We start from the raw sequence: 11,615 nt of genomic DNA, 5'->3' as shown, positions 1-11,615 counted from the left end.
CCCTTTCCCATAAAAGTTCCACAGGAGGACCATCATGCCCGAGAAAACCATCCTGATCGTCGACGACGAGGAGATGATCCGCGACGTTTCGGCCGCCATGCTCGAGGAACTCGGTTTTGCGACCCTTGCCGCCGCCAACGGCCCTGAGGCCATCCGTATCTTCCGGGACAAGGGGGACGGGATCGCCGGGGTGCTCCTGGACATGAGCATGCCGATCATGGACGGCATCGCGGTTTTCAAGGAGCTGCGCCGCATCCGGCCGGACGTCAGGGTCATCCTCGCCAGCGGTTATAGCGAACGGGAGGTCGCGGAATCCTTCGGGGAGGTGGGGGTGGACGGTTTCGTCCAGAAGCCGTTCAACCTGGAGAGCCTCTCCGCCGCCGTGCGGCGCGTCGTGGCCCCTGGCGACGACATGAACGCGTAACCACGGAGGATTTTCCCGATGTCCCCTGCGCCGCTGTCCGTCAAAACCGTACTCTTCTTCATCATAGGGATCGTTGCGCTCCCCTGTGTCGGCATTATCGTCCATACCGGGCTGCATCACCGGGAGGAGGTCGTCGCGAGCGCCGGATCGGAGACCCGGAGGGTGGTGGGGCGCATCGTCTCGGAACAGCAGAACCTCACGGCGGCGACCGAACAGTTGCTGGCCACCCTTGGCCGGCTCCCCGAGGTCGCGGGCGAGGATGCGGCCCGGACCGGGGCGATCCTGAAGAGCCTGGTCCTGCTCAACCCCCAGTACGCCAACCTCCTGATCGCCGATCCCCTGGGCAACGTCTGGTGCTCGGGCATTCCGGCCAAGCTCCCCCTCTCCATCGCCGACCGCCGCCATTTCAGAAACGCCCTGGCCAGCGGCCGCCTCTCCTCCAGCGAATACCTCATCGGCCGCACCACCAACAGGCCCGCCATCAGCTACGCCTATCCCTACCGGGGCCGGGACGGCGCCATCGCCGGGGTCATCGTCGCCACCCTCAATCTGGATTTCTACCAGAATATCGTGGAGCAGTTCAAACTCCCCCAGAAAACCGGGCTCCTGCTCGTGGATCACCGGGGCGTCATCATCTACGCCAGCAGGGAGGCGAACCCGAGGGTCGGCACCCCGCTGCGGGCCGACCTGTTCCGGCAGATGGTCGAGGGGCCGGAGGAGGCGACCGGCAGCATCGAAAGCATGGCGGGGGACCGGCGCATCGCCAGCTACCGCAAGATGCGCCTCGGGGGCGAGGCGGAGCCCTACCTGTACGCCCGGATGACCATCCCCTATAACGCGGCCCTGGCTGCGGCGGACACCCAGTTCCTCATGAACGTGGCCCTGCTGTCGGCCTTTCTGCTCCTGGCGGCCGGGGCAGCCTACCTGGTGGGCACCCGTCTCGTCATCCGGCGGATCTCGGTGTTGACGGACGCCTCCCGGCGCCTGGCCGAGGGGGAACGGAAGATCCGGGTGGCGGAACTGGTGCGGGGGGGCGAACTGGGAGCCCTGGGGCAGACCTTCGACCACATGGCCGAGCAGCTTGAACGGCGGGAGGGCGCCCTGCGGGAGAGCGAGGGGCAGATGCGGGTGCTCTTCGAGTCGTCCCAGGCCGGCATCGTGCTGCTGGACGCGGCCTGCACGATCATGGTGGCCAACGGGCGCCTGGCCGAGATGCTCGGCCGCACCCCGGAGGAGCTGACCGGCTCCCCGTATATTGACCACGTCCCGCCGGACCAGCGCCCCCCCTGCAGCGAAAACCTGCGCCGGATCATCGGCCGGGAAATCGATACCATAAGCACCGAACGGCGCTACCTGCGGAAGGACGGCAGCGCCTTCTGGGGGTATTTCACCGGCCGCCGCTACGAGGGCGATGACGGGGGGCTCATCGGCATCGTGGGGCACATCAGCGATATCAGCGAGATCAAGCATGCCGAGGAGGAACGCCGCAAGATCGAACAGCAGATGCTGCACGCCCAGAAGCTGGAAGGTCTGGGGGTCCTGGCCGGGGGCATCGCCCACGACTTCAACAACATCCTCATGGTCATCATCGGCAATGCGGACCTGGCGCTGATGCGCATCAACAGGGAATCCCCCTGTGTGGAGAACCTGCACAAGATCGAGGAGGCCGCCGCCCGGGCCGCGGACCTGGCCAAGCAGATGCTGGCCTATTCGGGCAAGGGGAAATTCCTTGTCGAGAGCATCGACCTGAACCGCATCCTGGAAGAAATGGTCCAGATGCTGGAGGTCTCCATCTCCAAGAAGGCATCGCTGCGGCTCAACCTCAGCCCGAAACTCGCGGCGGTGGAGGCCGACGCCACCCAACTGCGCCAGGTCGTCATGAATCTGGTGATCAACGCCTCGGAGGCCATCGGCGACAGGGACGGCGTGATCGCCATCACCACCGGCTGCATGGAGTGCGACGAGGCGTATCTGAAGGACGCCTGGCTGAACGAGAGCATAGGCCCGGGGTTTTACGCCTGGCTTGAGATCGCCGATACCGGCTGCGGCATGGACCGGGAGACCATGGCGAAGATCTTCGACCCCTTCTTCACCACCAAGTTCACCGGGCGGGGCCTGGGCATGGCCGCGGTGCTCGGCATCATCCGCGGCCACCACGGGACCATCAAGGTCTACAGCGAGCCGGGGCGCGGCACGACCTTCAAGGTGCTGTTACCCGCCGCCCCCCTGCCTGCGGAACCGCCCGCCCCGGAGCCCCTTGTCTGCGACTGGCACGGGAGCGGCACGGTCCTCCTGGCGGACGACGAGGAGAGCGTGCGGGGCATCGGCACGGAGATGCTGAAGGCGCTGGGGTACGCTCCCATCACCGCCGTGGACGGCCGGGAGGCGGTGGAGCTGTGCCGGAACACCCCCGGCATCGCCTTCGTCATCCTGGACCTGACCATGCCGAACATGGACGGGGAACAGTGCTTCCGGGAACTCAGGCGGCTTGACCCCGGGATCAGGGTCATCATGTCCAGCGGCTACAACAAACAGGAGGTCGCCCCCCGGTTCGCCGGCAAGGGGCTGGACGGGTTCATCCAGAAGCCCTACACCATCGCCGCCCTCAGGGAGGCCGTATCCCGCCTGGGGCTGGCCAATCCGGGGGATTGTGTGCCGTTCGGGCACAGGTGACGTCAGGGGGGGCGGTTCTCCCAAACCACCACGTATGCAGAGAAGGAGCAACACGGGATGAAGAGAGTCATAGCGGGTATCATGCTGGTCCTGTTCGCCTGCAGCGGGGCAGGGGCCGAATCGTCGGTGTGGAAGGCCCGGAAGGGGGGGAGCGTCCTCTACCTGGGGGGCACCTGCCATGTGCTGCGGGAGAAGGATTTTCCCCTGCCGGCCGAGTTCGACCGGGCGTACCGGGCTGCCCAGGTCGTGGTCTTCGAGACCGATTTGGGCAAGCTCCAGGCACCGGCGACCCAGCAGCGGTTTCTGGCCAAGGCCCTGTACAGCGACGGCAGCACTGTGGACAAGCATCTGTCGCCCAAGGCCTACGCCGCGCTCAGCGCCTTTTCCGAGGCCAACGGCCTCCCGCTTTCGACCTTCGGCCAGTTCAAGCCGTCCATGATCGTGACGACCCTGACGCTCATGGAGTTGCTGAAAATGGGTGTAACCCAACAGGGGGTGGACAACGTCTACTATGCGCGGGCCATCGCGGACAAGAAGGCCGTGGACGGGCTGGAGACGGCCGACCAGCAGATCGACTACGTGGTCTCCATGGCGGACGGCAACGAGGATGAGTTCGTGGATTATTCCATCGAGGATATGAAGAACATGCGGGAGCAGTTCGGGCTCCTCGTGGGAGCCTGGCGCACGGGGGATGCGGGGAAGCTGGACGAGTTGATGTCGGGGGAATTCAAGGCCCGCCAGCCCCAGCTCTACAAGCGGCTGATCGTGGAGCGCAACAAAAACTGGCTGCCGGTGATCGAGGGGTATCAAAAGTTGCGCCAGACCCGGTTCGTCCTGGTGGGGGTGGCGCATCTGGTGGGGCCGGACGGGATCATCGAGGCCCTGCGGCAGAAGGGGTACACGGTGGAGAAGTTGTAGGGCGGCGAGATGTGAACTGCGTGGAAGACGTTGCCAGGTTCCGGCGAATTGGTTACTATGATAGCCGGCAAGGCGTTAACGACTACTATCGTATCCATTGCGAGGCCGATAACGGGACAGGCACCCAATGGATGACCCCCATGGACGTCCTCAATCCGGGGCGTAGGCACTACGCCCCTACAGCCGGGGTTCATATATATTGATCACCGGAGCACTACCCTCCTCCTGCCGCGCCTCTGGAAGCATCACGAAAGGGACATGTAGTTTCGTATGAAGGACTTTAAACTGTTTTCTCCGCGCCGCGACCGTACCGCGGCCATGCCGTTCATCATGCTGACCGTATTGATCGACGTGGCGTCCATCGGTTTGATCATCCCCGTGCTGCCGCCCCTGGTCGGCAGCTTCACCGGCTCCCAGGCGGATCAGGCCTTCTGGTTCGGCGTGGTGGTGTTCGCCTTCGGGCTCGCCAACTTCTTCGGCTCGCCGGTCCTGGGGGCGCTGTCCGACGCCTATGGCCGCCGCCCCGTGCTACTGCTCGGCTTCTGCGGGCTGGGGCTCACCTTTTTCGCCACCGGGCTCTCCACGGCCCTGTGGATGCTCATCGCGGTGCGGCTGGTGGGGGGCGCCATGCAGGCCAATGCGGCCGTGTGCAACGCCTATGTGGCCGACATCACCCCCCCGGAAGAGCGCACCCGGCGCTTCGGCCTGCTGGGCGCCATGTTCGGCGCCGGCTTCATCATCGGCCCGGTCATGGGGGGGCTTTTGGGGGCGATCAGCCTGCAACTGCCGTTTTTCGTGGCCGGCGCTCTGGCCATGGTCAACTGGCTCTACGGCTACTTCGTGCTCCCCGAATCGCTCCCCCTGGAGCGCCGCCGCCCGTTCCACTGGAAACAGGCCAACCCCCTGACCTCCCTGCGCCGCCTGACCCAACTGAACGGCGTGGGGCGGCTGGTGGCCGTGGTCGCCCTGAGCGGGCTGGCCCAGTTCGTCATGTTCACCGGGTGGGTGCTGTACACCACCTTCAAGTTCGGCTGGGGCCCGCGGGAGAACGGCTGGTCCCTGGCGGCGGTCGGCCTCATGTCGCTGATCGTGCAGGGGTTTCTGCTCGGCCGCCTGCTGAAGCGCTTCAGCCCCCGCCGCCTGGCGGTGGCCGGTCTGTTCTCCTCGTCCGTGGCCTTCCTGCTGTGGGGCATGGCCACCCAGGGGTGGATGATGTACGCGGTGATCTTCCTGAACATACTCGGCTTCACGATTACGGCGGCGCTCCAGAGCATCATCTCCAGCGCCGCCGGTCCCCGGAACCAGGGGCAGATCATGGGTGCGGTCAACTCCGTGAACAGCCTCGCGTCCGTATTCGCGCCCCTGTTCGGCGCGCCGCTTCTGGCCATGGTGTCCCACCTGCCGCGGGGCGACTGGCGCATCGGCGCGCCTTTCTACTTTTGCGCCGCGCTCCAGGCCGCGTCCCTGGCCCTGGCGTTTTTTCACTTCCGCAGCGAGCGGGGACGGGGCGTTGCGGGGGCTGTGAAGGGTAGCCGCCAGGATGGATGATGCGATACGGAGGGGAAGAGAAACCGGGGAAAAGGCGGGCAGCGTGGGAGCTGGCAACCGGTGGCAGACCATGAGGGACACCATCGTACGCTATGGGCGGCGTCTTCTGACGCCTGGAGCCCGCACCGATCCCGATGCCTTGCTTCGCCTTATCGCCTGGATCGCCGGCATCTCCATCGTCGTTATCCTGGCGCTTTCGGCGGTTACGGTCTACGAGATCACCGCGGGAGAGGCGACGCGGGACGCCATGGAGGCGGCCGCCCGGGTCAGCCGGGCCATGTTCGAGGAGCAGCGGGACCGGCTGGCCCCCATGGGGAGCGACGGCCGGTACCGCATCCAGCCGAATCAGGCCGACCTGCCGGTCATCGACCGCTATTTCCGCACCTACCTCCGTAACTTCGACATCCTCAAGGTCAAGGTCTATACCCCCGCCGGAAAGATCGTCTACAGCACCGACGGGAAGATCATCGGCCATACGGACGCCGATAACAAGCGTCTGGCCAGGGCCTTGAAGGGGGCGGTCGATTCTCACACGGAGAAGAAGGACCGGATGCTCGACCTGAGGGACGAGACGAAATTCAACATCGCCGTGGTGGAAACCTACATCCCCATCAGGGCGGGGAACGACGTCATCGGCGTCTTCGAGCTCTACACGGACGTTACCCCCTACAGCCGTGCGATCGTCCATATCGTTGCGCTGACCGTGGCCTGCCTGGCGGGTATCCTGCTGTTCGTGCTTGTCTGCGCCTGTCTGGTGATCAGGAGGGGGGCCGGGATGCTCAAGGATACGCAGCAGGAGCTTGCCCATAAGGTGCTGCAACTGGAAGAGGCCCTGACACACGTGAAGCATCTCGAGGGCATCATCCCGATCTGCATGCATTGCAAGAAGATCCGGGACGACAAGGCGAGCTGGCAGCAGTTGGAAGAGTACATATCGAACCACTCCGAGGCCCGCTTCAGCCACGGCATCTGTCCCGAATGTTATGAAAAGCAACTACAGGAAATCAAGGACGGGTTGGGGTGAATGATTCGTGGGGTCTGTTGCCTTTCCCTTTTTTCCCATGGGGGGTATAATCGAATGCAACCGAAGGACGATGAAGAACCGCAAGATTGGTGAAGAGTGTGAATCCGCGACGTATCAGACCAGAACTGCCCGGTGCCGTTAAACGCACCATCATGTATGCCCTCTTCTTTACCGCGCCGTTTTTCTTTTTCGCCTACCTGGTGGGGGGCGACACCCTGCAGCGGAACATCAGGAACTACCGCCTGGTGCACTCCGGGCTGAAGTCCAGCGGGGTTATTGTCGAGTACCGGGAGCGGTGGAGCATCTTGGGCCGCAAAGGCGATAAAGAGCTGCGTCCGGTCGTCACGTTCGGGACCCACGACGGCAGGACGGTTACCTTCGAATCCCTGTACCATCCCCATTACAGCGGGTTTTCCATCGGCCAGACCGTGCCGGTCCTCTACGACCGGGACAACCCGCACGATGCTGAAATCGACAAACCGGAGCGGCTCTGGGGCGGGATGGTGTTCCCCTATGCGGTGAGCGGCGCTCTGCTCCTGATCGGCTGCTGGCCGCTCGTCACCCTCCGCAACAACAGCCGCGGGCGGCGCCCGTGGGGCGGCCGGGGGTGATCTGATGCAGAACATGCGTGCCCAACGGGAAAAAGGACAGGAGCAATGCGCCATGACGACGAAAAAACGACATAAACCTTTTTCCATGATCCGGGAGTTCCAGCTTGCCGACTGGTTTACCCTGGCAAACGCGGTCTGCGGCACCGGGGCGCTGTTTTCCATGCTGACGTACCTGCAAACGGGCGAGATCAGCCATGTGTACTTTGCCTGCGGGATGGTGCTCGCCGCGCTGGTCTTCGATGTCCTGGACGGGCGGGTCGCCCGGTGGCGGCAGAAGAGTTCCGGCATGGGGCGCGAGCTGGATTCCCTGGCGGATGTGATCTCCTTCGGCGTGGCCCCGGCCGTGATCGGCTACGGCTGCGGCATGCAGGGGCTCTACGACCGTATCGTCCTCACCGGTTTCGTCGCCTGCGGCGTCTCCCGTCTGGCGCGTTACAACGTTACGGCCGGGGAGCTGTCCGGCGCCGACGGCAAGGTGAAGTATTTCGAGGGAACCCCGATCCCCACGTCGCTCTTGCTGGTGCTGGTGCTCTTTCTGGCGGCCACCCAGGGGGCCGTGCACGAGTATCTCTGGTTCGGGCAGGTGGCGTTCGCCGGTTTCACGCTGCACCCGCTGGTGCTGATCTTCGCACTCTCCGGCTCGCTGATGGTGAGCCGCATCCGGTTTCCCAAGCTCTGATTCGTTCCTGTAGCTTTCTTCCCACTTTCCCACCTACTATTAGGTACATAATCGTCGATTTTTTGATTATTGTTCCCAACTCGGCACACATTGTAAACGATCGTTTATAATGTTCATTGTTTTAGTCCTTCTGCATCCAAAGGTAAACGATCGTTGACTTTATGGTTTTTTTCTTTCCTGTGGCGTGATATAGTAAACGAACGTTGAAGATTAAAGCTGTGGGCTGCGTTTCACGGGAGGTCGATATGGAAATTAAAACAGCCGAAGACCTAGGGTTGATCATCAGAAAGAAGCGAAAAGAGGACGGCCTTACGCTCCATGACGCGGCAGCACTATGCGGAGTAAGTCACGCATTTCTTTCGGCGCTCGAAAATGGAAAAGAAACTGTCCGATTGAATAAGGTCTTGCAGGTCATAGCCTGTCTGGGCATTGAGATTCATTCAAAGCCCAGAGGTTGGGAAACAAGGGATACTGAAGCATGATAACCAAACTGGTCGTGTTACTGGATAATGAGACCGTTGGCCATCTTTGGCTGGACGAGAAGAGAACGTTTTGTTTCCAGTACGAAAAAAGCTGGGCACAGACATCTCAGATTCCGTTGTCTCTCTCCCTCCCGATACGAGATGAACCGTATCTTGATGATGAGCCACATGCCTTTTTCGCCAACCTTTTACCGGAGCAAAAAATTCGAGAGGTTGTGGCAAGAAATTTAGGCGTCTCTCTTCGGAATGATTTTGGTCTGTTGGAAAAAATTGGGGGCGATTGCGCGGGAGCGGTGTCATTATACCCTGATGGTGCAAGATTATCCAAGGAGGAGGCCACATACACTCTTCTGACCACTCCGGAATTAACGAAAATACTACAGCAACTTCCACAAAGACCGCTTCTGGCTGGTGAGCTGGGATTTAGACTTTCTCTTGCGGGAGCTCAAAAGAAACTACCCGTCTATTTTTCCGATGAGGTGTTTTATCTCACGCTGGGAGGTGCGCCAAGCAATTATATTATAAAGCCACCTATGGAGGTATTGGATGGTACGGTTGAAAATGAGGCGTTCTGCATGGCCTTGGCGGGTGAGATAGGCATTGATGTCCCTTCATCGTTTATCTGCGAACTTGATGGGTTACGCGTTTTCGTCATAAAGAGATATGACCGTACCGGCAGCAACGGTGAAATACGAAGGCTTCATCAAGAGGATTTTTGCCAGGCATTGAGCGTTTCTCCTGAATTCAAATACGAGAACGAAGGTGGCCCCGGCTTTGTCCAATGCGTTGATTTACTACGGAAGAAAAGCTGCAGATCGGGAAAGGATGTATTGTCTCTCATCGATTGGTTGATTTTCAATTATTTGGTTGGCAATTCCGACGCGCACGGAAAAAATGTTTCTTTTCTTTTGGTACCGGAAGGTCCGGTCTTGGCTCCGTTTTACGATCTGATTTCCACAAGGATATATCGTCATTTTGGCTTGGCAGAAGGCCTTGCCATGGGAATCGGGGGAGAAAACGACCCTGCGGCGATTCAACGAAGGCACTGGGAGGCTTTGGCGGAAGAACTTGCCATAAAACCCAAGTTTTTGCTGTCGAGAGTACTAGTAATCGCTCATAAAATTCAGAGCGTCAGACTGAAACTGTTTGAACGGGGATTCGATCGCTATAAGTGTGACAGCCTGTATCGGTTGAATGAACTGATATCGGACTCGTGCGATAAAACGATACGAAGAATCTCCTAGTCAGAAGGGCTATTTGCATATTTAGCTTGTGATCTCCGCGTTTCAGTACGGGGCTTATATGCTGCTACCCAACTCCGCACTACTATCTGTTAGCAGAAGCGTTCAAAAATCTGTCTTTGATACTCTCGAATTCATCCGACATTCCTTCCACACGCGACCAGCGCGCCAGTTCGTCCAGGTCTATCAGGCATGCCCCGGCGACCATGAGCGCCTGCTCCAACCCCTGCTTGTCACCCCAGTGGAAGTAGTGGGCAAGGCGGTCCTTGATGCAGTCGGTCGGGGTAAGCATGCGCAGGGTGCCGGTAGAAAATGCCATCTCGGCGATCTCCCTGACCGGTTCGGAACCGATGGAGAGCGGTCCGGTCGGAAACTCAAGAAAGAATGGGGTGTCCGGGTGGACGAAGTAGCGCCTCTTGGGTTTGAAGCCGATCATGTCCAGGGCCGCGGCAAGTTTCTTGCGATCCTCCCGGTAGCGCTCGATGAAGTCGAGGTCGTCGGATCGGTAGCGATTGTCGCTGTAGACGGAGACGCAGCCTCCTCCGCTCAACACCACGTCGATGCCTTGTCCGGTCAGGTGGTCGGATACGTAAGCGGCCAGTTCGGCCAGGCTCATGTCACCCAAGGGGATGGACATTACAACGGTTTCCCTTTCCGCCTCGGCCTACGACGATTGTCCTCCAGACGCTGGCGGACATCATCGGGATAGAAGGTGAGCGCCTTGGCGAGCAGCGCCTGGAGTTCAGCCAGAAATGGGTAGCGTGGGTTGAAGCCGAACACGCGGGTGCGGCCGACTGATTTGCTGTAGAGGATGCCGCCGGTTTCGAGTTTATCCAGTTGACGGAGCAGGGGTGCCGGCGCAATGTCGAAGAAGTCGGCAATCTCCCGCATATATCCCTCCGACCGGGCGGTGAGATAGATGAGCGCCTTTTCGCTGGTTGTGGAACCGATGAGTGCTTCTAACATTTCGATACCTTTTGGGTGTTACATGATACCTTTTAGATAACATATAACATGAACCACTTGGTTGGCAAGGGGAATATAGGTTCACTCTTCGCCATTACAGCGCCGCCGCTCCTGATGACCGCTTTAGCCCCCGCAGGGCCGCACCGGCACGGCATTCGATCAGGTGCGGCGATGCCGTGCCGGTTCCCCCGCCTCCTGCGCAACTCGCCGGTTTAATGGATTTTTTTCACTAAGTTGTTCTAAATTGCCACAACGGTATGGTATGATGAGACAATGCCTTGGAATACGAAGGGGCAGCCTGTTTCCCGCCCGGAGTTTCCGGGGGAGACCAGATCAGCGACAAGGAGACCTTATGAAAAAATTGTTAGCGGCAGCAGCGGCAGTGGCCCTGCTCCAGGCGGCTCCGGCGGCTTGGGCGGGCATCTCTTTCAACATCAACGTGGGCGGCCCGCCGGTCGTCATCGCGCAACCGCCCGACTTCCTCTATCCGGCAGAGCTTGGCTTCGGCGTTGCTGTGGGTGTGCCCTACGACATGTTTTATCTCTCCGGCATCTACTACATCAACCGGGGCGGCGGCTGGTATCGCACCTCGTACTACGGCGGCGACTGGGTAAGGGTGCGCTATCGGGAACTCCCCCCGGATCTGCGCCGTTACAGGATCAACAGAATCCACGAGTACCGCGACCGGGAATACCGCGTCTATTCGAGGGACCGGGATCACTATGAGGGGAGATACTATCGTCCCGACCGTGACGGGCGTGACGACATGGGGCGGCCGGGACGCGAGCAGCGTCGGGAGATGAAAGAGGAACGCCGCGACCAGCGCCGGGATGTGAAGGAAGAACGTCGTGAGCAGCGCCGGGATGCGAAAGAAGAGCGCCGCGACCAGAAGGAAGAACGTCGCGATCAGAAAGACGAACGTCGCGACGAGCGGGGCGGCCGGTAGGCGCACCCATCCTCATACCGTTACGGATGCGAAGGGTCAGGCAGACATGCCTGGCCCTTCGTCCGTTTGGGCAATCGCGGGCAAGCTCGGGGGAGGGGATGCC

General features: G+C 60.8%; 12 protein-coding genes. 10 read left to right on the top strand and 2 right to left on the bottom strand.

Features of this window, described 5'->3' with window-relative positions; translation table 11 throughout:
- Positions 1-34 precede the first annotated feature (34 nt).
- The 9 genes from ET418_RS04370 (at position 35) to ET418_RS04330 (ending at position 9,603) form a co-directional block, all read left to right on the top strand.
- On the top strand, positions 35-424 hold the full coding sequence (locus ET418_RS04370; protein WP_149306354.1) for a response regulator: 390 nt from the start codon (positions 35-37) through the stop codon (positions 422-424).
- Positions 425-442: 18 nt separating this feature from the next.
- Positions 443-3,097, top strand: a complete 2,655-nt coding sequence (locus tag ET418_RS04365; RefSeq protein WP_149306353.1) for a hybrid sensor histidine kinase/response regulator — start codon at positions 443-445, stop codon at positions 3,095-3,097.
- Between the two features lie 57 nt (positions 3,098-3,154).
- On the top strand, positions 3,155-4,015 hold the full coding sequence (locus ET418_RS04360; protein ID WP_149306352.1) for a TraB/GumN family protein: 861 nt from the start codon (positions 3,155-3,157) through the stop codon (positions 4,013-4,015).
- Between the two features lie 270 nt (positions 4,016-4,285).
- The gene (locus ET418_RS04355) at positions 4,286-5,563 is read left to right on the top strand and encodes a TCR/Tet family MFS transporter (protein WP_149306351.1); all 1,278 of its coding nucleotides are present in this window, start codon (positions 4,286-4,288) and stop codon (positions 5,561-5,563) included.
- Positions 5,564-5,633: 70 nt separating this feature from the next.
- Positions 5,634-6,587, top strand: coding sequence for a hypothetical protein (locus ET418_RS04350; protein WP_149306350.1), 954 nt, complete (start codon positions 5,634-5,636; stop codon positions 6,585-6,587).
- A 98-nt stretch (positions 6,588-6,685) separates the two neighbouring features.
- Entirely contained in the window at positions 6,686-7,198 is a 513-nt protein-coding gene (locus tag ET418_RS04345; RefSeq protein ID WP_149306349.1) for a DUF3592 domain-containing protein, read from the top strand.
- Positions 7,199-7,250: 52 nt separating this feature from the next.
- On the top strand, positions 7,251-7,877 hold the full coding sequence (pssA, locus tag ET418_RS04340; RefSeq protein ID WP_149306348.1) for a CDP-diacylglycerol--serine O-phosphatidyltransferase: 627 nt from the start codon (positions 7,251-7,253) through the stop codon (positions 7,875-7,877).
- 245 nt (positions 7,878-8,122) lie between these two features.
- Positions 8,123-8,359: a helix-turn-helix domain-containing protein gene (locus ET418_RS04335; RefSeq protein WP_149306347.1), complete on the top strand. Its 237-nt coding sequence runs from the start codon at positions 8,123-8,125 to the stop codon at positions 8,357-8,359.
- Positions 8,356-9,603 carry a type II toxin-antitoxin system HipA family toxin gene (locus tag ET418_RS04330; protein WP_149306346.1) on the top strand — a complete coding sequence of 416 codons (1,248 nt, stop codon included), beginning with the start codon at positions 8,356-8,358 and terminating at the stop codon, positions 9,601-9,603. The genes ET418_RS04335 and ET418_RS04330 overlap by 4 nt, the downstream gene beginning before the upstream one ends.
- Positions 9,604-9,685: 82 nt before the next feature.
- Here the strand turns inward: ET418_RS04330 and ET418_RS04325 are convergent, their stop codons facing one another.
- Positions 9,686-10,237 carry a hypothetical protein gene (locus ET418_RS04325; RefSeq protein ID WP_149306345.1) on the bottom strand — a complete coding sequence of 184 codons (552 nt, stop codon included), beginning with the start codon at positions 10,235-10,237 and terminating at the stop codon, positions 9,686-9,688.
- Positions 10,237-10,566, bottom strand: a complete 330-nt coding sequence (locus ET418_RS04320; RefSeq protein WP_149306344.1) for a winged helix-turn-helix domain-containing protein — start codon at positions 10,564-10,566, stop codon at positions 10,237-10,239. The genes ET418_RS04325 and ET418_RS04320 overlap by 1 nt, the downstream gene beginning before the upstream one ends.
- A gap of 352 nt (positions 10,567-10,918) precedes the next feature.
- Between ET418_RS04320 and ET418_RS04315 the strand changes: the two genes are divergently transcribed.
- A complete protein-coding gene (locus ET418_RS04315; RefSeq protein ID WP_149306343.1) occupies positions 10,919-11,512 on the top strand; it encodes a hypothetical protein in 594 nt (197 codons plus the stop codon).
- Positions 11,513-11,615 lie beyond the last annotated feature (103 nt).

Origin of the sequence: Oryzomonas rubra (assembly GCF_008369015.1) — a bacterium.
GTDB lineage: Bacteria > Desulfobacterota > Desulfuromonadia > Geobacterales > Pseudopelobacteraceae > Oryzomonas > Oryzomonas japonica.
This window is presented reverse-complemented; position numbering and strand designations above follow the sequence as displayed.